The organism is Solilutibacter silvestris (genome assembly GCF_002895945.1).
In the GTDB taxonomy this organism is placed as follows: Bacteria; Pseudomonadota; Gammaproteobacteria; order Xanthomonadales; family Xanthomonadaceae; genus Solilutibacter; species Solilutibacter silvestris.
In genome coordinates, this window is sequence record NZ_NPZB01000001.1 from 1557152 (window position 1) to 1582470 (window position 25319).

Genomic DNA, 25319 nt, shown 5'->3' on the forward strand with positions numbered 1-25319 from the left:
CCATCTTTAATTAGCGATACGACCAATTAATGAACGAAAAAATGCGCCGCAAGCTCGATCACATCACTAATGTTCTCTGGGCAGGAGGTGTGACCAACCCGGTCACATACATCGAGCAGCTTTCCTATTTGATCTTCCTCAAGTTGCTGGATGAGGAAGAGACCCAGCGCGAGCAACGCATTCGCATGGGCGCCGAAGGCGGGAATGCCAAGCTGCTGTTTCCTGCCCAGTCGGAGCGATATAGGTGGAGCAAGTGGCGCTTCAAGAGTGGCACTGAACTTCGCGACTTCATTCGCGATGAAGTTTTCCCGTACATGGCGTCCTTGGCAAAGGACGAGCCGGAGGTCGCTGAATATTTTCGCGATGCCGTGCTGGAAGTGGTAGATCCGAACGTGCTCAAGCAAGTCGTGGATGAGCTGGATGGCTTCAAATTCAGGGAGTTTGGACCAGATGTAAAGGGCGACATCTTCGAGTATCTCCTTACCCACTTGGGCTCCAGTTCGCTCAACGGGCAATTCCGAACACCCAGGCAGATCCGGGCGTTCATGGTGGAGATGGTCGATCCAGATATTGGAGATACCTTGTTCGACCCGGCTTGTGGTACGGCCGGATTCTTGATCGACGCCGTCGACCATCTGCTGGCCAAGTATTCCGACCACGTCAGTGAGTACCCGATTTATGGTGAGGACTGGCTGGAGAAGAAGGGCAAAACGTTGGCCCAACTGAAGGCCGAAATGCCGCGTCTGCAGACCTATCGTAAGGGTGCGGGCGAGAAGATTCCCGATTGGGACGTGCTGGAAGCCAGCGTCTATGGCACCGACGTGTCGCGGCAGATGGTGCGCATCGCCATGATGAACTTGGTGCTGCACGGCATTCGCCATGCGCGGCTCAAGCGTGCCAATTCGCTCAGCGACATGGGTGGCTTGAGCGAGGACGACCTGCGTCGCAGATACAAGGTCATCCTTGCCAATCCGCCGTTCGCGGGTCAGTTGCCGAAGGATTCCATCCGCGCGGACTTGCCGACCAATAGCAAGAAGAGTGAGCTGCTTTTTCTTTCCATGATGATGCAGCACTTGGCGCCTGGTGGTCGTTGTGCGGTTGTCGTGCCGGAGGGGTTGCTGTTCGGTAGCACGAGTGCACACGTGGAGTTGCGCAAAAAGCTGGTGAACGATTTCGACTTGCTGGCGGTGGTCAGTTTGCCCGCTGGTGTATTCAGGCCCTATGCGGGCGTGAAGACAGCGGTGCTGGTGTTCCGCAAGCCGCTGAGCGACGAGGCTCGGCGCACGGATAAGGTGTGGTTCTACGAAATCCGCAACGACGGCTATGACCCCGACAAGGTATCCGGTGGTGGCCGCGTGGAAACGCCGGAAAAGAACGATATCCCAGATTTGCTGGCACAGTGGAAGGCGTACAAGGCCAGCGGCTTCGCGAAACCGCCTGGCATCGAGGCGAGGACGCTGTTGCCGCATGATGCAGACGAACTGGTGAGCTGGTTTGCGGCGAAAGAGAAATTGGCCGAGGACGATTTCAATCTAGGTGCGGGACAATGGAAGCCTCGTCGTGCGGAGAAAACGTCGGGCGAGGATCCGCGCGAGTTGGTCGGTGAAGTACTGAGCGATTACCGCGATGTGGTTTCCCGCCTCGAAAGGTTGCTCGAGGGGTTGGTGGAATGACGTTTGGATTACTGATTCCGTTTTCCGATGTTGTCGTTGACGCTACCGGCGGCAATGCAAAGATTCAGCGGAAGGAGTACTTACCCGCTGGGTTGCTGCCGGTTATCGACCAAGGGCAGGAAGACATCGCCGGATATACGGACGACGCGGAAGCCGTCTATCAAGGCAGCCTTCCCGTAATTCTGTTCGGTGACCATACGCGAGCTTTCAAGTACATTGATACGCCATTTGTTCTTGGCGCGGACGGTGTGAAGGTCCTTGCGCCGAAACCAGGTTTCAACGCCAAGTTCCTGTACTACTACTTCCAGTCCTGCGACATTCCAAGTCGCGGATACAGCAGACATTTTAAGTATCTGCGCGAGATTTCGGTGCCGTATTTCGCACCGAGTGAACAACAGCGCATCATCGAATTTCTCGACCAAGCCGACGAGCTGCGCCAGCTGCGCCGCCAAGCCGACGCTAAAGCCGCCCGCATTCTGCCCGCGCTGTTCCTTAAGATGTTCGGCGACCCAGTGAGCAATCCGATGGGGTGGCCTGTGAAGTCGATGGGTGATGCTGCCGTTTGTGAAATTAACCCTCGTTCGCGTCGTGACTTGCGTGATGAGGATATGGTTTCGTTCGTGCCGATGGCAGACGTGGATGAAATGCTTGGCCGCATCACTGGCAAGCAGGCGCGCCCATACGCCGAAGTGAAGAAGGGTTTCACACCATTTCAAGATGGTGATGTGCTATTCGCCAAGATCACACCGTGCATGCAGAACGGAAAATCGGCCATTGCCGAAGGTCTAGTCGGGGGTATCGGGTACGGTTCTACTGAGTTTCATGTGTTGCGCGCCACGCAGGACGTGACCGCGGAATACCTCTATGCACTGGTTCGCCTGGATGGTTTCCGCAATCAGGCGATGAGCGCTTTTACAGGCTCTGCTGGCCAACAGCGCGTGCCAGCTGACTTCCTTAGGAACTTTCGTTTGCCGATTCCTCCGCAGGCTGATGTGGAGAGATTTTCGAAGATTCTGCGCGGAGTCATGGCAATGCAAGTTGAAGCGGAGAAGGCCGCCACGAAGCTCGAAAGTCAGTTTGGCGTGCTGCTTCAAAGAGCCTTTAGTGGTGCGTTGACAGCCAACTGGCGGCAAGCGCATGCAAAAGAGCTTCTGGCCGAAATGCAGCAGCAGGCCAAGGTCATGAATCTGCCCATGCCCCAGGGGATCAACTGATGAGTCGCAGACTTAGTGCCCTGCATGTAGGCAACTTCAAGGCGTTTGCCGATACCCAGCGCATCCCCCTGAAACCTATCACCTTGGTTTTCGGTCCCAACAGCGCCGGCAAATCCAGCTTCATTCATAGCTTGGCCCTGGCTCACGAAGCCCAATTCGGGCGTGAGAAGCGGGGCCGGGCACGGCTGGACGTGCACCATACCGAGATCGGTGGCAGTGCCATTGACTTAGGTGGCTATCGTCAGTTCGTCCATCGCGGCCAGTTGCGTAACGGAGTGGAGTGGGGCGCAGAACTGAAAGTCTCCGAGTTGGGTGACGCGCCCCGGTATCGGCAGTTGAAGCAACTGCTATCTACTGTCGAAACAATTGCACTGAACATCACTCTGGGCGTAGTGCTGGATGATGAGGACCGCCCGGTCAAGGGGGCTCCGCCGCATATCAGGACAATGGAAATCCTCGCCGACGGCGTCGAACTACTCCGTATGAGCCGACGACCTGGAGAGGATGCTTCTGACAAATATGCAGCCGAGTTTGCGCAGGCTCTCAAGAGAGACGGAAACCAGGTCGTCCGAAATCTCTCGTCGGCGGGAATTTCCCCAAATGAGCTCGCTTCAATAGCCAAGGAGGAGATCAAGAGGAGGGAAGGTGATCTGGAAGAGCGGGCATTCCAGACCATGCGAATCGATCGCCTGGATAGTGACCATGCCGTACTACGGCAAGTGATCCAGACTATCGTCGAAACCCAGACTTTTGCACTGGGAGCCAGAGATCAGGAAATCCAAGAGGCACTAGGCGAATTGCTGTCGCGGCTTGAAGTGCGAGTCGACAACTTTCTGCCATCTGGCGTGGTGATTCCGGATTCGGAAGCGAAAGCTGCAAACGACGTCGCGGAGGCCTTGGGCTTCTGGTTGCCGCGTACCCTGAATGACCTGATCAAGGGCCTCTCGGATGTCTTCGCCTGGGAGTTGAAACAGCTTCAATACCTAGGCCCTTTACGCTCATTTCCGGCGCGGCACTTGGCTTTTGCCGAGCAGGAAGACAGCAATTGGTACGCCGGCGGTGGCTATGCCTGGGATGTGGTCCGCAACGACGAGAAGGTGCGGAAGGCCGTCAATGCATGGCTGGGCAAGGACATGCTGAAGACGCCCTACGAACTGCGTATCAAGGAGTTGGTGAATTACCAGCAAGTCGAGGACATCCAGGTGGAAGCCCAAGACTCTTGGGAGTTCTCCGATGAATCCGATCCTGAATCAGATACGCGTTCGTATGAGGAAATCGTGCGGGATGACTACACGACGTATGAGTCCGTGTTGGTTGACAACGCTCTCGGCGAAGATCGGATCGAAGTGATTAATGAGCTCGTGCTCATGGATGTTCGGAAGAACACCATCGTCACGCACCGGGACGTGGGCATCGGCATTTCGCAGGTGTTGCCGGTGCTTGTAATGGCCTACGCGTCGCGCAACAAGCTGCTGGCCATGGAACAGCCGGAAATCCACTTGCACCCCGCATTGCAAGCCGAGCTAGCGGACGTCTTCGTCGAATCCACGTTGGGGGAGCGTAAGAACACGTTCATCCTTGAAACACATAGCGAGCACCTGATTCTTCGTCTTCTCCGGCGTGTCCGGGAAGGCCGGCTGTCCCCCAATGATCTTTCCGTTCTGTATGTTCAGCCGACCGAGAGTGGCTCCACCGTGCTCGAGGTTCGTGTTGATGAGGATGGGGACTTTATCGATCGCTGGCCCGGTGGGTTCTTCGAGGAAGCGTTTGATGAACGTGAAGCGGGGCGCTAACTGATGCTGGTGCCTTTCGCGATTGAGGCGGACGCCATTGCCGGTGAAGTTCACTGGACGCCGCGTGAACTTCGTGGACACCATGACGCCTTGCTGAGGGCGTGGAAGCGCATCGGTCTGTTTGTGTTCGACGGCGAGCACCTTAGCAATTCCAGGTTGCGGCACGCTCTTGATGGTATCGGCGAAGGTAGTGTCTTGCGCGGACGCTGGAATGACTTCGTGCAGCGTATTCCAGTCGTTGCTGGCGGACAGCATTGGACAGGCGACTTGGATGAAACAACCTTGGACGGGCTGTCTAAGGTGGCGAAGATTTGTTTTGCCCGTAACGCCAAAGTGGAAGCTCTAGAAGCCGAGGCGCAGGCCTTGAAACTGGAATTGCTCACTCTCGCGGGTACCGGAGCTTGCAACGGATTTACGGCAGGAGAACAAGCTGCGGCACTGCATATCCGACAAGGTGACGCTGCGAGAGAAGTTTGGGAACAAAGGTTTGCGCCGCTCGCTGCCGCCACTTCAGACAGGTTGAAGCGGGTTTCAATCGTCGATCCTTACGCCGTAACACGTCATGTAATCGAACAGAAAGAGGAACTGACGCGCTTCCTGACCTATCTTTCGACATCGTCGCAGAAGACCAAGCATGTCAGTGTGTATGCGTTACAGCCGTTCCGGGAGAACCGCCCCATTCCTTCTGGCGAAATCATTGCTGAACTTCGTCACCTGCGTGACAACAATGCCCTGCCGAGGATCGCCTCTCTGACGGTCTACCTGGCCGGGGGGCAGCGCATCAACCGGGATCGCTTCGTGATGTTTGGGGACCACTACGTGTGGGACTTAGGACATGGTCTTGAACCGTTTGAGGCCGACATCGTGACGCGCGACTGCGCGGCGTCGCTGAAAACCTGGGATGCGGCAAAGTCCTATGCCGATATCATTGACTCCATGACTGGAGACGTTCGCGCAATCCCCGTCTGGGGACCGTGACCTCGGTACTCCGCCTCAACTCCTCCCGTCATGTGGCCGGGGGCGAGCAATATTTCCCTACGACGAAGCCGTCCCGTCTCAATTCCTGAGAAGGGCATCTGGTAATCGTGACTATGTGCCTTATGCCAGTGAAAGAGGCTTTGGTCGAGTACAGGAGTACGGGAAATATCCATGCCGCCAAAATCCCCAGCCCAAACCAAGCGAGCTGCGTCGCGAGCCAGGAACAAGCGGCACGATGTGCCCGAGCGCGTAAAACTGCTGGTATGGATCCGCGCCGCCGGCCATTGTGAGCAATGTGGCGCTGATTTGACGGTGGACTTGCGCAGCGGCCGCGACGTGAAGCTGGGCGATGTCGCTCATATCGCTCCGGCCAGCCCGGATGGGCCACGGGCATTCGAAGACTACACTTCGGAGGAGGCCGAACACCTCAGTAGCGATCCGGAAAATTTGCTACTGCTGTGCCCTGGCGATCACAGGCGCACCGACCGCTCGCCTGATGCCTACCCAATCTCAGATCTCCGGCAGCATCATCTTTCCCACATTGCCCAGATTCGACATGCGGCCCAAAGAGGGGAAACCCAACGGGCCCAGGGGTTGATCATCCTAGGGCAGCACTGGGCGACGGAGAACGTCATTCGCCCGCGGGACCTGCAGGAGGCAATGCTCGCCGAGGGGCTGTGGGCCGAAGTCGATCCGGTCGTCCACGTGCTTCCGGAGCCAGGTCGGAATGGCCGGGACGAACTGTACTGGCAGAGCGTCGAACGCTCCATCGATGAGCAGTTGGAGGATCGACTCACCAAACGGACCAGCAAGGCTGGCGATCCTCTCAACCTGTGCGTCGCTGGCGTAGCGGACATTCCCAGCCTGATCCGTGTTGGACGGCAGTTGGGCGACCGCAGCAACCGGTTCCTGTACTCCCGCGACCGCCAATACATCCTGCGATGGCCTGACCCGCTCGCGCCGCCGCCGGAATTTCTTTACGTGCCGCCTGGCGATAGAGAAGGCCCAATCGCCCTCGTGCTGTCACTGTCGGCTGAGGTTCCGCAACGAGACGTCCTGGCTGCGCTTCCCAGCAGTCGGATCGCATCTTTCACGACCCTACAGCCCCGTTATGACCTGCTCCAGAGTCGTGCCGCGATTCATGCCTTCCGAAAGGAATTGCAGGTCAGGCTTAGCCAATTGGAAGCGGAGTCCGACCAGCCAATTCATGTGTTTACCGCAATCCCCGCCGCACTTGCGATCGAGTTCGGAGCGCTCCTGTCTACCCAGCACGCCCACCGGTACGTGATCTACGACCGCGAAGGCGAATCCAATGCATTCGCGGTGGCGATGGAACTCGGGCCGCGCCGAGCACCGACCATCAACCAAGCCGCTTGAACAAGGACATATCGATGACAGCTGATGCTGACCAACGTCTCTACGCCCTCTGGCAGGAAGTCGATCTGCCGGAACGGGCTTATGAACTGGCTCTCCGCCGATACGAGGATCTGGGCGAGTGGCTCGCAAGGCCGCAATCGAGGCTGACGGCTTACGACACGCACGTCTTCGTTCAGGGCTCCTTCGCTTTCGGGACGCCGATTCGGCCGGTGATCGAGGGGGAAGAGTTCGACCTCGACTTCTCGTGCAAGCTACGATCAGGGATCAGTCGGCAGACGCATACGCAGAAGCAACTGAAGAGGCTGGTCGGTGACGAACTGGCCGACTACCGCACGGCTCGTGGTATTCAGAAGCCGCTGACGGAAAAGAACCGCTGCTGGCGCCTGGGTTACAAGGACGAGTTGCCGTTCCACATGGATGTCGTGCCAGGCATCCGGGCCGACGATGCCCGTCGCCGCGTTCTGAGCGAAGCCATGCAAGTGGCAGGCATCGATGCCCAGTTGGCACAGGAAGTCGCTCGGCGTGCCCTATGGATCACGGACATGCAGCACAGCCACTATGCCCAGATCTCGGACGACTGGCCGTCCAGCAACCCGGGCGGCTACCAACTGTGGTTCCTTTCCCGCATGCATGGCGGCGTCAAACGGTATCTGGCCGAAGCGCAGGTTGATCCGGCGCCGGTGTACCGCAGCAAGACCCCGCTGCAGCAGGTTGTGCAGCTGCTAAAGCGGCACAGGGATGTCATGTTCCAGGATGACTCCGATCGCAAGCCGGTATCGATCATCCTGACCACTGTCGCGGGTGGCGCATACATTGCAGGTGAATCGCTTTCCCAGACGATGCGTCGTGTGTTGCAGGCGATGGATGTAGTCCGCCGGTCGAACACGGACTTCATTCCCAATCCGGTCAATCCAGCGGAAAACTTCGCTGACCGGTGGACACGCCCCGATTGCACCCACCTGCAGCTCAAGGCGAATTTCCACCGCTGGATCGGTGAGGCCATGCGGGACTTCGGAAAAATCCTCGATGGCACGGATCCGCGCCAAGTCGTCGAATCCGCCGAAGATGCGCTCAAGCTGACCTTGCAGGAAGCGGTTCGTCGGCGTTTAGGGGTCATCGTCGGCACCCCGGCGATCGTGCGCAGCGTGCAGCTCCAAGGCGAACCGACCAGGCCTTGGGCCCATTGGTGACGGATGCGATTCACCGAAGAATCCATCGATGAGTTGCTTGGATCATGGTCGAGGCTGCGGCGATCACCTGCTAAAGAGGCCGGCCTCGTCTCGGTCCATGGAATTCTGGCGTTCGAGCTCGAGCCGAAAGGCCTGCCCAAGATTGACGACGCTTATCGGGTTCGAATCGATATCCGGGTTGATCGCGATGACGAAGTGCCGGAGGTGTTCGAGCTTGATGGGCGGATATCGAGAGATGTAGATGAGCACGTAAACCCGGATGGTGATTTTTGTTTGGGATCACCTCTGGCTGTTCGCCTGAAGCTGGGCCGGCTGCCTAGCCTGACCCATTTCGTCGATCAATGTGTTGTTCCGTTCCTCTACGCTGCATCGTGGCGCAGAAAGGGAGGCATTGGATGGCCGTTCAATGAACTGCCGCACTACAGCCCTGGCCTTCTGGATGATTACCAGCGGTTGCTGCGCGTGAGCACTGCCGCGAGCACCAGGTTGGCATTGGCCGCTCTGTGTGTCCGCCCCCGTGTGGCGAACAAGCTGCCTTGTCCCTGTGGCTGTGGACTTCGCCTCGGCAAGTGTTCGTATCGACAACACTTGGCCAGTTTGCGCCCCTTCGCTACGCGCCCATATTTTCGGCGTATTGCCGAAGACTTCGAGAGGCGGAAATTCTGCAATACCTCGGATGACCAAATCGACCCGCAAGCCGATATTCCGGATCTTTCCCCTCAAGCGCTAGATCGGATCCGTGCGGCAAGCCGCCACCTGGAAGCGGATTTTCATCCCACCAGTTCATTGCTCCCGGGAGTCTGACTGCGTGCACCGGGTCGACTGTTCAGGTGACCGAAAATTGATGGTCAGGTCGCTGACTCGCCAGTGGTACCTTGATCGCAGACCTTGTTGTTCCATCTATGAGGCAATGCCATGGCTTCGGTTGCAGAGCAAATCCAGAGCGCAAACGAGGCCATCTGCCAGAACATCGCGGCCTTAGGCGAGCAGCGCCCACTGTTGTCGCAGAACGTGCTCGCGCAGCTTCGCAATCTGGTCGAGGGAGTCATCGTTCGCCTGCACCTTGGCGCTGATGGCGCAGAGTTTCGCTATGAGGCCGTCGAGCCCGCTTTGGCCTACATTCGGAGTCAAGGAAAACTCAACTTTCTCGGCCGCTTTCACAAGTTGCTGCAAGCCACTGCCTCGCATTACACCCTGGACGGCGATGCTTCCGAGCGGCTGATGCTCAAATACTACGAATACCTGCATCGCCTGCGCAGTCTGGTCTGGACTACTTGCGGCAAGAGCGTTTTGGCCAATTTGGAATCGTTTCCGGTCGATTTGGATCCGTCCCTGCGCGAGTATCACTTAAAAATATCCGAGCGCATCGAGGCCGTGCGCAATACGAAACTAGATCGGGAGGTCGGCGCGCGCTACTACATCCATAAGATCCGGCCGTTCTTCGTCGAAGGACATATCTACTACGAAGTGACCTTCCATCGCGCCGTGAACCGGGTGAGCAAGTTCGATCGCGCCATCGCTTTCACCGACATTGACATCACCGACAAGTACTCCGCCTACCTAGTCTTGCAGCGCGAATCTATCCGGGTGCTCGATCAGGCGATGCCCATCACGATCATCCGCGCATGGGATGTGTCGATCCGCCCATGCGAGCTGACCAACTTCGCACGACTTCTTGGCATCAAGGCGAATGTTCAGAGCACCTCACCGGAGTTCCACTACCTGATGCACGGGCTTACAGCCACCTCTGGAAGCCTGCTGGATCTGATGGACATGGATGACGCGGAATATCGATCGATTCGTTTCGTTCCCAAGGTGGGAGACAAGCCCGTCATCTTCTCGATCTTGGATGAAGCACGTCGGCTCATCCGGGCTCGAGCTCGGGGCTACAACCTCATCCGATACTTGATGCTCCGGATGCATAACCAAACTATTAAGTTGCAGTATGCTTCTGAACCATGCCCATGGCTGTCGAATCTTTATCTGCAGATGGGTTGCACCCCGTTTGAGACAATGCCGTTTTGCACCTCGCCGAGGGGACACAATCCGCGCCTGTCGGATCTTGTCGAAGCCCTGGATGCTGGTGACCGGCGGCACGAGTTGCTCGCACGGCGGCTCCATACCAACGTCGAACAACACGGCATGCTTTATACGCCGGAAGAGGACTTCAAATCCTTCGGTGATCCTAGCGCGTTGATAGCGACATTCAATGGGAAGATTTACCACAAGCACGCGCATCGAAAACTGATGCAGGACAAGCGCCACGTCTTCATAGCTGGCTATGAGGATGAGACGGCCGAGATTGTCTCGACTCTGCAAACGATAGCGGCCGAGGGAATCGCTGGCTACACGCAAGCGGTGCAGCGCTGGTTGCAACAAGCATCGCGCGAAATCGACGACCCGGCAAAAAAAGATGCGCTTGAGCGTTTGTTCAGCGACTCCAGAGTTGCTTTGATCTATGGCGCTGCAGGGACAGGCAAGTCGACCATGGTCAATCACATTGCTAACTACTTCAACGACAAGTCCAAGCTTTTCCTCGCGCACACTAATCCGGCCGTCGATAACCTGAAACGCAAGGTCGTTGCCCAGAACGTGACGTTTCGGACCATCAGAAGTCACATCCATCGGACTAGCGTCGAGCCCGACTACGATCTGCTTGTCATTGACGAGTGCAGCACGGTCAGCAATGCGGACTTGCTCAAGGTGCTCCGGAAAGGCTCGTTCAAACTACTAGTGCTGGTGGGGGACGTCTTTCAGATCGAGTCGATCCAGTTCGGGAACTGGTTCTCGATCATCCGCTCGTTTCTTGCCCCCAGCGCGATCTTCGAGTTGACGACGCCCTATCGGACAAAGAATCCGGCGCTGCTGCGATTCTGGAACAAGGTTCGGCATATCGAGGACGACCTCGATGAGGTGATCGCTAAGAATGGCTATTCCGGAGTTTTGGACCGAACCCTCTTCGAGCGCATCGGAGACGACGAGATAATTCTGTGTCTGAACTACGATGGCCTCTATGGAATCAACAACGTTAATCGCTTTCTTCAGAGCAGCAACCCCAGGCCCCCAATCATCTGGCGAGAGGCAACCTATAAAGTGGGCGACCCGATTCTTTTCAACGAGTCCGAACGATTCCACCCGGTGCTCTACAACAACCTTAAGGGCCGAATCGTGGCGATGACTCAGGGGCTTGACTCATTGAGCTTCGATGTCGAGGTAGATCGCCCGCTCAGCGAATTCGACGTTATGAGTGCTGACTTGGAGTGGGTGGAAGGATCGATCGTGCGGTTTACCGTTTTCGATCATGATGCCAGCGACGAAGACGATGACGCGCTGCACACCTTAGTTCCATTCCAAGTCGCCTACGCGGTCTCGATCCACAAGGCACAAGGCCTGGAATACGATTCGGTCAAGGTCGTTGTGACCAACGCGAACGAAGAAGATTTGACACACAGCATTTTCTACACTGCGGTCACCCGAGCGCGAGAGCATCTTCGGATCTTCTGGACGCCAGAGACCCAGCGGAAGGTGCTGGCAAACCTGCGCCGCACAGTCAATCCGAAAGATGTCCAGCTACTTGCGGTGCGTCGTGGACTTGAACCCGTGCGCTAGCCTCTTGGCAGCAAAGTGCGTCCAAATCCGACCTTCTTGGCATTAGGGCCCGATGTCCGCTACTAGCCGACTTCGGCCCTTGTGCCTACGCCTACCATGTCGGTGTACTAATCAGAACCGATCGGTTTGGGTGGTCAGATTCATCGGTGTGCGCATCTGGGCTGCCGCCGGCTGCAGAACGAGCCATGTGGAGCCACCGAATGACGCCTCTCTGCATCACTCGGCAGCTTGAGCTTGGGTCAGCGGGGAGCTGGGCACAAACATCGGCTATGGACATAGAAACGACGAATCGAGCCCCTAAATGCGGTCTAGCCATGGACATCGTCTGTTCACGGCTGAGACCGCTCAAAAAAGGGCTTTCTTGCCTTGTCCATAGGCACATCACCTGCCGGTGTTACACGCACGTGCTCGGTCGCGGCGCTGGCGGCATCCTTAGTCCGCTCGATCGCGAGTACTGACTCAGGATGAAATCGCCAGCAACGCGAACAGTCCACGTGCGAGTTTTTGTCGCGTTTCGAAATCGGGTGCGGAGAGTTCGGTGATCCTCAGTCGATCCGGTCCATCCAGCTGGTAGCGCTTGGGCTGGCTCTGGATCATGCGGATGATCGCCATCGGATCGACGTTCGGCTTCGCTTCAAACTGCACGCGCCCGGAAGATTCGCCGATGTCGAGCTTGCGGATGCCCAACCGTGTCGCTTCCAGTCGCAGTTCGGCGATGGCGAACAGGTGCTTCACCTGGTCGGGCAGCAGGCCGAAGCGGTCGATCATCTCCACCTGCAATTCCCGCAGCGCATCGATGTCACCGGCGCTGCTGATGCGCTTGTACAGCGTCAGGCGCGTGTGGACGTCGGGCAGGTAGTCATCCGGAATCAGCGCGGGGACATGCAGTTCCACTTCGGCGCCACGATGTTCGCGCGCGTCCGCATCCGGCAAATGGCCTTGCTTGATGCTGCGCACCGCGCGTTCCAGCAGCTCGGTGTAGAGGCTGAAACCGACTTCCGCCATTTGCCCGCTCTGTTCGTCGCCCAGCAATTCGCCAGCGCCGCGGATTTCCAGATCGTGGGTGGAGAGGGTGAAGCCCGCGCCCAATTCGTCCATCGAAGTGATCGCTTCCAGACGTTTCTTGGCGTCGGCGGTGATCGATTTGCGATCCGGGATCACCAGATAGGCGTAGGCGCGATGGTGCGAGCGGCCGACGCGTCCGCGCAACTGGTGCAATTGTGCGAGGCCAAACTTGTCGGCGCGATTGATGATGATGGTGTTGGCGTTGGGAATATCGATGCCGGATTCGATGATGGTCGAACACAGCAGCACGTTGAAGCGCTGGCGGTGGAAGTCGAGCATCACCTGTTCCAGCTCGCGTTCCGGCATCTGGCCGTGGGCGATGCCGATGCGTGCTTCCGGTACCAGTTCCTCCAGCTCGCGCTGCATGCGCACGATGCTTTCGAGGTCGTTGTGCAGGAAGTACAACTGGCCACCGCGTGACAGTTCGCGCTGGAAAGCCTCGCGCATCAATGCGCTGTCCCATGGCGTGACGAAGGTCTGTACCGCAAGACGATTGGCCGGTGGGGTCGCGATGATGCTGAGGTCGCGCAGTCCGGCCATCGCCATGTTGAGCGTGCGCGGGATCGGGGTGGCGGTGAGCGTGAGCAGATGCACGTTCGCGCGCAACGACTTCAGCGCTTCTTTCTGGCGTACGCCGAAGCGTTGTTCCTCGTCGACGATGACGAGGCCGAGGTCCTTGAAATGCACATCGGCCGACAGCAGCTTGTGGGTGCCGACCATCACGTCGATTTCGCCGCGTGCGAGTTTCTCCAACGCCGCCTTCGATTCCTTGGCCGATTTGAAGCGCGACAGCACTTCGACGCGCAGCGGCCAGTCGGCGAAGCGGTCGCGGAAATTGCGGTAGTGCTGTTCTGCCAGCAAGGTCGTTGGCACCAGAACCGCGACCTGTTTTCCCGCAGCGGCGGCGACAAAGGCGGCGCGCACCGCGACTTCGGTCTTGCCGAACCCGACATCGCCGCAGACCACGCGATCCATAGGCAACGAGGATCCGACATCGCCGATCACCGCTTCGATCGCGGCGTGCTGGTCGGGCGTTTCCTCGAAGGGAAAACTCGCGGCGAACGGTTCGTACATCGAGCGATCGACATCGAGCCGCATGCCGGCGCGGGCCTGTCGACGTGCCTGGATGTCGAGCAATTCGGCGGCGACATCGCGGACTTTCTCGGCGGCCTTCTTCTTCGCCTTGCTCCACTGCTCGCCGCCCAGTGAATGCAGCGGCGCGGTTTCCGGCGACGCGCCCGAGTAGCGGCTGACCAGGTGCAGTTGCGCCACCGGCACGTACAGGCGATCGCCCTTGGCGTATTCGATGTCGAGGTATTCGCCGCGTTCGCCGCCGGCTTCCAGCGTGATCAGGCCGCGATAACGACCGACGCCATGGTCCTCATGGACGATCGGCGCGCCTTCGCTGAGTTCGCCGAGATCGCGGATGATCGCTTCGGGTTCGCGTCCGGCACGCTTGCGGCGACGCGTTTGCGTCGCACGTTCCGGGAACAGCTGGCGTTCGGTGAGGACGGCGAGCAGAGGCGCATCCAGCGCGAAACCATCCTCCAGTGGTGCAACGGTGATCGCGAAGCGCGGCGGTTTCGCCTCAGCCGCCATCTCCGCGATCGATGCCACCACCTGCGGCTGCAATTCCGCGGCACGCAACACGTCGAGCAGGGCTTCGCGACGACCGGCCGATTCCGCGGCGATCAATACGCGGCCGGGATAGCTGGCGAGGAAATCGTGCAACGCCGCGGCCGGACGATCCTGATGGCCAGCGATCGCCACCGCGGGCACCGGTTGCACGCCGAGTGCGAGAGCTTCGCCGCGGCGGGCGTGGCCTTCGTCGCAGACTTCGATGCGTTGGCCGTCGTTGAGATGTTCGCGCAACGCGATCGGCGTGAGATACAACTCGCCGGGCGGCAGCAGCGGACGTTCGATGTCATGGCGTCGCTGTTCGTAGCGATCGCCGATCTGCGTCCACGATTTTTCCGCAGCTTCGAACACGTTTTCGCCCAGCAGCGGCAAGGTGTTCGCCGGCAACCAGTCGAACAGCGTCGAGGTGCGTTGGCCGTCGCGTTCGGGTTCGAAGAACAGGGGCAGCCACGCTTCGGCGCCGGCTGGCATCAATCCGGCCTTGAGGTCCTGATAGAGCGCACTGCGGCGAGTGTCGATGTCGAAGCGCTCGCGCAATGCGGCCATCGCGCGTTCGAATGCGGCGTCGTCGCTGGGCAGTTCGCGGCCCGGCAGCAGTTGCACGGCATCGACGCGATCGAGCGAGCGTTGTGATTCCGGATCGAAGCCGCGGATCGATTCGATTTCGTCGTCGAGCAATTCGATGCGATAGGGCGTGTCCGTGCCCATCGGGTAAACGTCGAGCAGGCCACCACGCACGGCGAAGTCGCCCGGATCGAGCACCTGCGGCACGTTGCGGTAGCCGGCGGATTCGAGTCGACGTTTTTCGCCATCAAGGTCGAGGCGTTGACCGGTCGCATAATCGAAGCGTCCGCCTTCGAGGTGGCGATGCGGTGCCAGTCGTTGCATCAAGGTCTGCACCGGCACCACGACGATGCCGCGTTTCAGCCTCGGTAGTGCGTGCAAGGTCGCCAGTCGCTGCGAGACGATGTCGGGATGCGGACTGAACTGGTCGTAGGGCAGGGTTTCCCAATCGGGGAATGGCTGCAGCGGCGTCGAGGCATCGCCGGCGAGCAGGGTGCGCAGGTCGCTTTCGAGTTGATGCGCGTGTTGGGTGTCGGCGGCGATCGCCAGGATCGGGCCGTCGTGCTCGCGCGCGGCGCGCGCGATCGCCCACGCCAGTCCGGAGCCGGTGCCGGGTGCGCGCCACCAGGCACGCGATTGGCCGGTGCGTGGCAAGGGAATGGGGGGAGGGGAGGACTTGCTCATCAAGCTGCGTATTTTAGCTTGGTCGCAATGGCGCGCGCTGGCGGCATGTTGTCACCCCGGGCACTGCATGTCGTTACGAACGCAGTGAGGGATCAGCTTTCTCGCGCCCGGCGTGGGCCCGCTTGGGTGTCCCTATTGCCGACACGCCGTGAATCCATCCATGGAGGCTCAGCCGCGCCATCCGTGGCGCAGAATGGTCGGCCATAGGGACCCACCGCGCAGGCGCTGCCGGGCGGGGAGTGTTTCGTCACTTCGGTGAAGTCACAACGTGCGAGCTGTTGCTCTCGCGAGCCGCCACAACACGCGCGCGGCCAGTGGGCGGTCTGCCCGATGCGCGGGCATACGAGGCAGGATGCCGAGTCGAGCCTCCATGGACGGATTCACGGCGTCCCGCGCATTGGGTCTGCCGGCCACGCCAGCCAGCGCGTGCGAGAAACTCCGCGCGTGCTAACGCTTCTTCTTCGCGGTAGCCTTCTTTGCAGGTGCTACTTTCTTCGCGATGGCCTTCTTCGCAGCTGCCGCTTTCTTCGCAGGTGCGACTTTCTTCGCAACCGCCACCTTCTTCGGCTTCGGCGCCGGCAACTCGTCCGCCGTCGCCAGCAACACGATGCGCAGGGCATCGCCATCGTCCAGCAACTCGTCGATCACCGGATAATCCTTCGCCTCCGGATACGGCGGCCGCATCGGCGCGTGCGGCACCAACTTTTTCGCGGCGGCGGTCGGCTTCAGGAACAGACTGTTGTCGCAACCGAACGCGACGACTTTCTCATCCACATAAAACGCGTATTCCCCGAACATCCGCCGCATGGTCAGGCGACTGCCCAGCCCGGCTTGCTCCATCACGTAATCGACGAAGATCCGGTCAGTCGCCATTGTTTCAAGCGGCCTCGACCTCGGTCGAATCGCCTTCGGTCTCGGACAGATCCAACACCACGCGCACCAGCGTTTCCTTGCTGTTATCGCGATCGATCTGGAATCCCAGCGAATCGGCCAAGTGCAGCATCGGTTCGTTTTCCTGCAGCACGTCGCCGGTCAGGCGTTCCAGCCCACGACCCTTGGCCCAGCGCGCCAGGCGCTGCAGCAGGTGGCGACCCAGACCCATGCCATGCACGTAGCGGCTGACCAGGATCGCGAATTCGGCGTCCTTGGTTCCCGGCACCGTATGCGCGCGGGCAACGGCGCCAACCAGCGCCTCGCCGGGGGTGTAGGGCTCGGCCGCGACCAGCACGAAATCGGTGCGCGGATCGGGTTGGGTGAAGGACGCGGTCTCGGCCTCGGACAACTCCGACATCGCATGGTGATAGCGCAGTCGCACTTCTTCCGGCCCCAGCAGCGGGAAGGAGGCACGCAGCGGCGCGGCGTCCTCGGGGCGGATCGGTCGGATCAGGATCTCGCGTCCGTTGGCGAGACGCATGCGTTCATGCCACGGGGGCAGTTGGTTGCGGATAGCCATGGGTTCATCCTGCCACGCATTGCATGAATGGCATGTTGTCCGGGGTCATATTGCGTTCATCTATCTTAACCAATCAGCGCCGACGTCGCAGCGCAGCGATGCCCTGGACGATGGCGACAACCATCGCGCCGGCGATCAGGCCGGCCACGGCATTGGCCAGGGGCGTGATCACTCCGCCGAGCGGGCCTTGCGCCAGATCCCCGATGGTGTGGTGCAGCATGGGCAGGCCATGGGCGAGGATGCCGCCACCGACCATGAACATCGCCAGCGTACCGACCACCGACAGCACCCGCATCAGCAGCGGGGCGAGCCATAGCAGGCCACGCCCGATCGCGGCGGTCGCGCGTTTGCGCGTCAGGTGCAGGCCGAGGTCGTCGAGTTTGACGATGGCGGCGACGACGCCATAGACGCCGATGGTCATCACCAGCGCGATGATCGTCAGCACCATGACGCGTTGCGGGAACGTCGCCTGCGCCACGGTTCCGAGCGCGATCACGATGATTTCCGCGGAGAGGACGAAGTCGGTGCGGATCGCGCCCTTGATCTTCTCGCGCTCGAAGGCGACCAGGTCGAGCGCGGGATCCTCCGTGGCTTCCTCGACCTCGGCTTCGTGCTGTTCCGCTTCGCGATGGTGCAACAGCGGATGCAGGACTTTCTCCGCACCTTCGAAGCACAGGTAGAGGCCACCGAGCATCAGCAATGGAGTAATCGCCCACGGCAGCAAGGCGCTGATCGCCAATGCCGCCGGCACAAGGATCGCCTTGTTGACCAGTGATCCCTTGGCGACCGCCCATACCACCGGCAATTCGCGTTCGGCGCGGACACCGGCGACCTGTTGTGCGTTCAATGCCAGATCGTCGCCGAGCACGCCGGCGGTCTTGGCGCTGGCGGTCTTGGTCATCGCGGCGACATCGTCGAGCAGGCTGGCGATGTCGTCGAACAGGGCGAAGAAGCTGGAAGGCATCGGTGGCGATCAAACGGTCGGCGCCGCAGTTTCTCACGGCGCCGCTGGTGGCCGCTTCAGGCTGGCGCGCGCAGCCAGTCGAGGCGGGTCCAGCCGCGCGCGCCGGACGGATCGGCGAGCTGCGATTCCAGGACGCGCAATGTCGGCGCGATGCGGGCGTCGAACTGCCACGGTGCGTTGAGGATCAACATGCCGCTGCCGTTCAACCGCAACGGCGAATCATCGGCGCGCACGCACAGTTCGATTCGCAACGCCGATTTCGCCTGCAGCAGTGCGGCGGAACGGTAGAACGGATGCAGCGCACGCGCCTGCTTGATCGGATACCACAGCGCGAACATGCCTTGTGGCCAGCGTTCCAGTGCCGTGCGCAACGCCGCCAGCGCGTGATCGAACTCGTCGAGTTGCGCTTCAAAGGGTGGATCGATCAGCACCAGTCCGCGGGCGAAACGTTGTTCGCCGAGGCGTGGCGGCAGCAGCGCCTTGATCGCCGCGTAGCCGTCGCGGGCGTGCACGGCGACGCGTGGATCGTCGGCGAGATTCGCGGCGAGCGCGGCGGCATCCTCGGGATGCAGTTCGCAGCAGGCGATGCGGTCCTGTTCGCGCAAGGCATGCGCGAGCAGCCACGGCGATCCGGGATAGGCGTCGGCACCATGTTCGGTGCGACAGGCGGCCACCGCGGCGAGGTAGCGCTTGAGCAGCGGGTCGTCGCCGCGTCGCAGGCGCGCGATGCCATCGTCCGATTCGGCGGTCTTGCGCGCCTTGTCTCCCTGCAATCGATACAGCCCGACGCCGGCGTGGGTGTCCAGGGCGAAGCAGGGCGTCGGCTTCGCGGTCAGCGCATCGCACAACGCCAGCAGGGTGACGTGCTTGAGCACATCGGCGTGGTTGCCGGCATGGAAGGCGTGGCGGTAGTTCAAGCGCAGCTCTGGCAAGGATGCACGACAGGCGTGGGCAGGAGAGTATGCGGCAGATCGTGGTGGCGACTTCGCATTCGCCACACAAATCGTGGCCGCGGCTTCGCTAGCATGTCGGGATGTCGAAGATCCTGCTGGTGGAAGACGAGGCGGCCATCGCCGATACCCTGGTCTATGCGCTGGGGCGCGAAGGGCTGGAGGTGCGCCATGTCGCGCTCGGGCGCGCGGCGCTGGAGGTGTTGGCGGCTGGCGGCATCGATCTGGTGATCCTCGATGTCGGGCTGCCGGACATGGATGGTTTCAGCGTGTGCCGGGAATTGCGCCGCAGCAGCCAGGTGCCGGTGATCTTCCTGACCGCGCGCAGCGATGAAGTCGATCGCATCGTCGGGCTGGAAATCGGTGGCGACGACTATGTGTGCAAGCCGTTTTCCCCGCGCGAGGTGGCGACGCGGGTGAAGGCGGTGTTGCGACGGACGCGCGCAACGGGCGATGGCGCTGATGGCTCGGCAGCGAGCGACGGGCAGGGCGATTTCGCCCACGATGCTGCTGGATTGCGCATCGCCTATCACGGCGTTTGGCTCGATCTCACCCGTTACGAATATGGCTTGCTGGCGGCGTTGCTGGCGCGCCCGGGCGCGGTGCTGAGTCGCGCGGCGCTGATGGATCGCGTCTGGAGCGATGCGCTGGAGAGTGGCGATCGCACGGTCGATACCCACGTCAAGACCGTGCGGGCGAAACTGGCGGCGATCACTCCCGCCAGCGATCCGATCCGCACCCATCGCGGACTCGGCTATTCGCTGGATACTGGCCAGCGATGAAGATCGGTTGGCGCGTCCTGCTGGGCTATTTCGTGATCGTGGCGATCGCGGCGCTGCTGCTCGGGCGCGTATTCCTGGAACAGGTGAAGCCGGCGGCGCGCCAGACCGCCGAGGACACCCTGGCCGATACCGCCAACACCCTGGCCGAATTGGCGAGTGATGATCTCGCGTCCGGACATGTCGGCGATGGCGAATTCGCGCGCAGCTTGCGTGCGCTGCCGTCGCGGCGGCTCGGCGCGAAGATATGGAATTACAACAAGGAAGGCGTCGCCTATCGCGTCACCATCACCGATGCGCGCGGCATTGTCGTCTTCGATTCCGAAGGGCGCGATCTCGGACGCGACAATTCGCGCTGGAACGACGTCGTGAGGACCCTGCGCGGCGAGTACGGCGCGCGTTCGACCCGCGAGGACGCGACCGACAAGACATCAAGCGTGATGTGGGTGGCGGCACCGATCCGCCATGACGGTCGCCTGATCGGCGTGCTCAGCGTCGGCAAGCCCAATCGCGTGCTGCAACCGTTCATCACCGGCAGTCGCGATGTCATGCTGCACTGGGGGCTGCTGCTGCTCGGCACTGCCTTGCTCATCGGGATCGCCATGGCGTGGTGGCTGTCGCACCAACTGGGAATCCTGCGGCGCTACGCACTGGCGGTGAGCGATGGCCAACCGGCGCCGCTGCCACGCGCGGCGGCCGAATTCGGCGAGTTGGGACGCGCGCTCGACAGCATGCGCCGGCAGCTGGATGGCAAGCAGTACGTGGAGGAATACGTCCACACCCTCACGCACGAACTCAAGAGTCCGCTGGCAGCGATTCGCGGCGCCGCCGAATTGCTCGACACGCCGATGCCGGAGGAAGACCGAGCACGCTTCATCGGCCATATCCACACCCAGAGCGAACGCATGGCGGAAATGGTCGATGAATTGCTGGCGCTGGCCGCGGTGGAACATCGTCGCGCGCTGGAGCATCCACATCCGTTGCGCGTGCAGGATGTCCTCGACGAAGCCATCGCTGCGCTGGAACCGAAGGCACGCCAGGCCGGCGTGACGATCACGCGGCTGGGTGCGAACGATGCACGCGTGAAGGGCGATGCCTTCCTGCTGCGGCAGGCGCTGGTGAACCTGCTCGACAACGCGGTGGAATTTTCCGCTGCGGGAAGTGGCGTGGATTGCACGATCGATGCCACCCCGGAGCTGGTGACGATCCGCATTCGTGACCGTGGCCCCGGCATTCCCGATTACGCATTGCCACGGGTCTTCGAGCGTTTCTACTCGCTGCCGCGCAGCGAAGGTGGCAGTCGCAGCCACGGACTGGGCTTGCCCTTCGTCGCGGCAGTGGCGGTGCTGCATGGCGGTGGCGCCACGCTCGACAATGCCGATCCCGGCGCACTGGCGACGCTGACACTCAAGCGCGATTGACCGCGACTTCACCGTCGCCTCACCGCAGCCACATCGGCGCATCATGGTGGCGCGGCACGCTGGGTTCACTTCATCCGGGGAGTGGACCCATGCATCTGTTCTTCAAGGCGGCCATCGTGTTCGTGCTCACGCTCGCGATCGTCATTCCGCTGACGCTGATCCACGGCATCGTGCGCGATCGCCAAAGCTATCGTGCACAGGCCGTTGCAGATGTCGCCCAGAACGTCGGTGGCGTCCAAACCTTCGCCGGCCCGGTGCTGGTGGTGCCCTATGTCGAGACGCGCACGATCGTCAGCGACGAGGAAGGCAAGCCGATCGGCAAGGTCGAACGCACACCGGGGCGCTGGGTGTTCTATCCGGAAGACCTGCGCATTTCAGGGAATTTGCCGACCGACGTGCGCACGCGCGGCATCCATGTCGTGCCGGTGTATCAATGGGATGGCGATGTCGCCGCCAGCTTCGAGGCGACGATTCCCGACAACGACCCCGGCACCCGTCGCGACATCGGCGAACCGTGGCTGAGCTGGGAATTCAGCGATCCCCGCGGCCTGCAGGGAACACCCGCGCTCACCGTCAATGGCGCGGCGCTGAAATTGCAGCCGGGCGCGGGATTCCGCGAGGGCAATGGCATGCACGTGCGTCTGCAAACGCCGACGGCCGGTACCGCGATCAAGCTGCAGACACAGCTCGCCATCCATCTGGCCGGGACACAGACGTTCTCGTTCCTGCCGATCGGTCGCGACAACCGCATCGATCTGTCCTCGGATTGGGCGGCACCGAAATTCGTCGGGGCGTCGCCACGGCGCGAAGCGTCGGGCAAGGGCTTCATCGCCCATTGGCGCGTCAGTTCGCTCGCGGCCAACAGCCGCAGCGGTTTTCCCGGCGAACGCGCGATCTCGCAGCGCGGCGCCTTGCCCGAGGCCGCGACGGTGGAGCAGGAACTGCCCGGCCGCATCAGTATTGGACTGGTCGATCCGGTCAACGCCTATTCCAGCATTGACCGCGCGATCAAATACGGCTTGCTGTTCGTCGCCGTCACCTTCGCCGGATTCTTCCTGATCGAATTCCTCAAGCGCGTGCCGATCCACCCGATCCAGTACGGACTGGTCGGCCTCGCCATCGCGATCTTCTTCCTGCTGCTGCTCAGCCTGAGCGAGCATTTCACCTTCGGCGTGTCCTATCTCGCAGCGGCGGCGGCCTGCATCGGCTTGATCGGGTTCTATCTGGTCGCGGTCCTGCGCGGCCTGTGGCGCGGACTCGCTTTCACCGGACTGCTGACGACGCTGTACGGTGTTCTCTACGGTGTCCTGATCTCGGAAGACAACGCGTTGGTGCTTGGTTCGGGCCTGTTGTTCCTGCTGCTGGCCGCGATCATGGTGGCGACGCGCCGGGTCGACTGGTACGCGATCTCGGCATCGCGCGGGCGGCGTGCGCCGCAGGCATCCGGCAACGACGGAGCGATGTTGTGAGGCGCGAGCGATCAGCGCAACAGCGTCGCGCCCGGCACCGCCCACAACGACAACGCCGCGAGCAGGGTGCCGATGATGGAAGCGGCGAGCACGTCGCTGGGATAGTGCAGGCCGAGCACCACGCGCGACAACGCGACACTGGCGGCGAACGGCAGCAGGAGCCACGCCAGCGCCGGAAAATACGCCAGCGCCACCAGGGTGAATGTCACCGCGTGCAGGGTGTGGCCGGAGGGAAAACTGAACTCGTCGAGCGGGGCGATCCATGCGCGCACGCGAATGTCGGCAGCGAACGGGCGCGGCCGTCGTGTCCAGCGTTTCAGGCCCTTGTAGAGCAGCAACGAGACGAGTCCGGTCACCGCCATGTGCGCGGCCGCCTGCGCCCCGCGCGATCCCTCGGTCAAGGCCAGCACCGTCATCAGCACATACCAGGCGATGCCGTCGCCGAGTCGACTCACCAGCGTGAAATAGCCGCGAATTCCACGCCAGCTGCCCAGTCCGTTGCAGCGACGTGTCCAGCCGCGATCCTGCTGTCGCCAGTGTTCCAGCGACAGCGGCGTGCTCATGGCTCGATCTCCGCCAGCGCGGAGTCGTTCAAGGCCGGATCGCCGTCGAATGGTTGCGAATGCGCATACCTGGCGATATTGCGGACGGCGATGATGCGATGGAGGATCTCGTCGAGATCGCGCGCAACGTTCGCCGGCAGCAGTTTCGCCACCGCCTCGCGGCCGTTGTCGCGCATCGACCAGCGCAGCGCGTCGTCGCAGGCCAGCCGCACCGCCGCGGCGATGAAGGCGTCCTCGTCCTTGTCGGCGATCGAAGCGCCATCGACGCCATCGCGCAGGTGCTCTTTCGCCGCGCCGTAGCGGAACGCGACCGGTGGCACGCCGCTGGCCATCGACTCGATGGTGACGTTGCCGAACGTTTCGGAATGGCTGGGAAACAGGAACAGGTCGGCGCTGGCGAAATGTCGCGCGACATCGTCGCCGCGCCGCAATCCGCGATAGATGAATTCCGGATGGTCGCGCTGGATGCCGGCCAGTTCCGGACCTTCTCCCACCCACACAAAGCGCGCGTCCGGGCGTTGCGCCTGGATCGCCTGGAAGGCGCGGATCGCCAGTGGCAGGTTTTTCTCCGCGGCGATGCGACCGAGATGGATCACCGCGAGATCGTTCGGCCGCAAGCCCCATTCCGCGCGCAATTCCTCGCTGCGTTGCGCCGGCGAGAAGCGCATGGTGTCGACCGCGCGCGGCAGGTGCACCACGTCATGGAAACCGTTGGCGTTGAGGAAATCGGCCAGTTCGCAGGTCGGCACCAGCGTCGCCTGCGAGGTGTTGTGGACGTGACGCATCCAGCGCATCGCGATCGATTGCATGAACGGCACGCCGTAATCGCGCATGTATTCGTCGAAGCGGGTGTGGAATCCGGTGGTGACCGGAATCCCCAGCCGCGCCGCCGCTCGCAATGCCGAATAGCCAAGCGGACCTTCGGTGGCGATATAGAGCGCATCCGGACGCTGCTGTTTCCAGCGCTTGAGCAGTCGGAACCACGCCGGATGGCCGAAGCGCATGCCCGGATAGCGCGGAATGGCCGATCCGCGCACCAGTAGTTCGTGCAGTTGCGGCACGTCATCCGCGGATTGGCGCGGACGGATCACCTCCACGTCGTGTCCGCGTGCGCGCAGCCCGCGTTCGAGATCCTGCACGGTCAATGCCACGCCGTTGACCTCGGGCGGATACGTCTCGGTGACGATGGTGTAACGCATATGGTTGTCCCACTGTCCGCTGCGGCAAGACTGGGGGCGGGCGATGAACCGCGCGTTTCACTGCGGTGACGTGGCGATGACAGCGCAACCGGCTTGCATCTTCGATGTAACTGTTGTTAACTTCAGGATTCCCGACAGTGGAACATCGCCATGCTCTGGTTTCTGATCGGTCTCGCTGGATTCCTTGGGTTGCATTCGGTGCGGATCGTCGCGCCGGACTGGCGCGAAGCGCGCATCGCCGCGATCGGCGAAAAAGCCTGGAAGGGCCTCTACAGCCTGATCTCCATCATTTTCTTCGTGTTGATGATCTGGGGCTATTGCCAGATGCGCCAGCATCCCGTATTGGTGTGGCAACCACCGATGGCGTTGCGCCACATCGGCATGGTGCTGGTCGTGATCGCCTTCGTGCTGATCTCCGCCGCCTACGTGCCGAACAATGCCATTCGCGCACGGCTGGGCCACCCGATGATCCTCGGCATCAAGACCTGGGCGTTCGCGCACCTGCTGATGTCGGGCTGGTTGCACAGCATGCTGCTGTTCGGCGCCTTCCTGCTATGGGCGATCGTCGATTTTTCCAGCGCACGCAAGCGTCCGAGGGATACGGTCGCGAAACCCAGCGCTGCGATGACGCTCGTGACCGTCATCGGAGGGATCGCCTTTGCCGCGATCTTTGCGATGTACCTGCACGGCATGCTGATCGGCGTGCAACCGATCAACATGCCGATGCACTGACGCG

At 61.2% G+C, this 25319-nt stretch carries 19 protein-coding genes; 12 read left to right on the top strand and 7 right to left on the bottom strand.

The window, feature by feature from the left end:
• The first annotated feature begins 29 nt into the window (after positions 1–29).
• From Lysil_RS07165 to Lysil_RS07200, 8 genes are all read left to right on the top strand, one after another.
• Positions 30–1673, top strand: coding sequence for a type I restriction-modification system subunit M (locus tag Lysil_RS07165; RefSeq protein WP_103074798.1), 1644 nt, complete (start codon positions 30–32; stop codon positions 1671–1673).
• A complete protein-coding gene (locus Lysil_RS07170) occupies positions 1670–2887 on the top strand; it encodes a restriction endonuclease subunit S (RefSeq protein ID WP_103074799.1) in 1218 nt (405 codons plus the stop codon). Before Lysil_RS07165 ends, Lysil_RS07170 begins: the two co-directional genes overlap by 4 nt.
• On the top strand, positions 2887–4680 hold the full coding sequence (locus Lysil_RS07175) for a DUF3696 domain-containing protein (protein ID WP_103074800.1): 1794 nt from the start codon (positions 2887–2889) through the stop codon (positions 4678–4680). The genes Lysil_RS07170 and Lysil_RS07175 overlap by 1 nt, the downstream gene beginning before the upstream one ends.
• Positions 4681–4683: 3 nt before the next feature.
• Positions 4684–5658 (top strand): hypothetical protein, encoded by a 975-nt coding sequence (locus Lysil_RS07180; protein ID WP_103074801.1) that lies wholly within the window; start codon positions 4684–4686, stop codon positions 5656–5658.
• Positions 5659–5829: 171 nt separating this feature from the next.
• Positions 5830–7035, top strand: coding sequence for an HNH endonuclease (locus tag Lysil_RS07185; protein ID WP_129588393.1), 1206 nt, complete (start codon positions 5830–5832; stop codon positions 7033–7035).
• Entirely contained in the window at positions 7032–8225 is a 1194-nt protein-coding gene (locus tag Lysil_RS07190) for a nucleotidyltransferase domain-containing protein (protein WP_205756880.1), read from the top strand. Before Lysil_RS07185 ends, Lysil_RS07190 begins: the two co-directional genes overlap by 4 nt.
• A 3-nt stretch (positions 8226–8228) precedes the next feature.
• Positions 8229–9029: a hypothetical protein gene (locus Lysil_RS13220; protein WP_129588394.1), complete on the top strand. Its 801-nt coding sequence runs from the start codon at positions 8229–8231 to the stop codon at positions 9027–9029.
• A 111-nt stretch (positions 9030–9140) separates the two neighbouring features.
• On the top strand, positions 9141–11834 hold the full coding sequence (locus Lysil_RS07200) for an ATP-dependent DNA helicase (RefSeq protein WP_103074804.1): 2694 nt from the start codon (positions 9141–9143) through the stop codon (positions 11832–11834).
• 459 nt (positions 11835–12293) lie between these two features.
• Here the strand turns inward: Lysil_RS07200 and mfd are convergent, their stop codons facing one another.
• From mfd to Lysil_RS07225, 5 genes are all read right to left on the bottom strand, one after another.
• Positions 12294–15785, bottom strand: a complete 3492-nt coding sequence (gene mfd, locus Lysil_RS07205; protein WP_165782411.1) for a transcription-repair coupling factor — start codon at positions 15783–15785, stop codon at positions 12294–12296.
• 447 nt (positions 15786–16232) lie between these two features.
• Positions 16233–16658, bottom strand: a complete 426-nt coding sequence (locus Lysil_RS07210) for a TfoX/Sxy family protein (RefSeq protein ID WP_103074806.1) — start codon at positions 16656–16658, stop codon at positions 16233–16235.
• 4 nt (positions 16659–16662) lie between these two features.
• Positions 16663–17238, bottom strand: a complete 576-nt coding sequence (locus Lysil_RS07215) for a GNAT family N-acetyltransferase (RefSeq protein ID WP_103074807.1) — start codon at positions 17236–17238, stop codon at positions 16663–16665.
• A gap of 73 nt (positions 17239–17311) precedes the next feature.
• Entirely contained in the window at positions 17312–18202 is an 891-nt protein-coding gene (locus tag Lysil_RS07220; protein ID WP_103074808.1) for a DUF808 domain-containing protein, read from the bottom strand.
• 56 nt (positions 18203–18258) lie between these two features.
• Positions 18259–19119 (bottom strand): 23S rRNA (adenine(2030)-N(6))-methyltransferase RlmJ, encoded by an 861-nt coding sequence (locus tag Lysil_RS07225; RefSeq protein WP_103074809.1) that lies wholly within the window; start codon positions 19117–19119, stop codon positions 18259–18261.
• Between the two features lie 116 nt (positions 19120–19235).
• Between Lysil_RS07225 and creB the strand changes: the two genes are divergently transcribed.
• The 3 genes from creB (at position 19236) to creD (ending at position 22821) form a co-directional block, all read left to right on the top strand.
• Positions 19236–19934 (top strand): two-component system response regulator CreB, encoded by a 699-nt coding sequence (gene creB, locus Lysil_RS07230; RefSeq protein ID WP_103074810.1) that lies wholly within the window; start codon positions 19236–19238, stop codon positions 19932–19934.
• Positions 19931–21352: a two-component system sensor histidine kinase CreC gene (gene creC, locus Lysil_RS07235; RefSeq protein WP_103074811.1), complete on the top strand. Its 1422-nt coding sequence runs from the start codon at positions 19931–19933 to the stop codon at positions 21350–21352. Before creB ends, creC begins: the two co-directional genes overlap by 4 nt.
• An 89-nt stretch (positions 21353–21441) precedes the next feature.
• Positions 21442–22821 (top strand): cell envelope integrity protein CreD, encoded by a 1380-nt coding sequence (creD, locus tag Lysil_RS07240; RefSeq protein ID WP_103074812.1) that lies wholly within the window; start codon positions 21442–21444, stop codon positions 22819–22821.
• A gap of 11 nt (positions 22822–22832) precedes the next feature.
• On the opposite strand, the gene Lysil_RS07245 is transcribed toward creD, so the two are convergent.
• Together Lysil_RS07245 and Lysil_RS07250 are read right to left on the bottom strand one after the other, a co-directional pair.
• Positions 22833–23384, bottom strand: a complete 552-nt coding sequence (locus Lysil_RS07245) for a phosphatase PAP2 family protein (protein WP_103074813.1) — start codon at positions 23382–23384, stop codon at positions 22833–22835.
• Complete coding sequence (locus tag Lysil_RS07250; protein WP_103074814.1) at positions 23381–24583, bottom strand: glycosyltransferase family 4 protein; 1203 nt, start codon at positions 24581–24583, stop codon at positions 23381–23383. Before Lysil_RS07250 ends, Lysil_RS07245 begins: the two co-directional genes overlap by 4 nt.
• 150 nt (positions 24584–24733) lie before the next feature.
• Here Lysil_RS07250 and Lysil_RS07255 point away from each other — a divergent pair, with 150 nt between their 5' ends.
• Positions 24734–25315 (top strand): NnrU family protein, encoded by a 582-nt coding sequence (locus Lysil_RS07255; RefSeq protein ID WP_103074815.1) that lies wholly within the window; start codon positions 24734–24736, stop codon positions 25313–25315.
• The last annotated feature ends 4 nt before the right edge of the window (positions 25316–25319 follow it).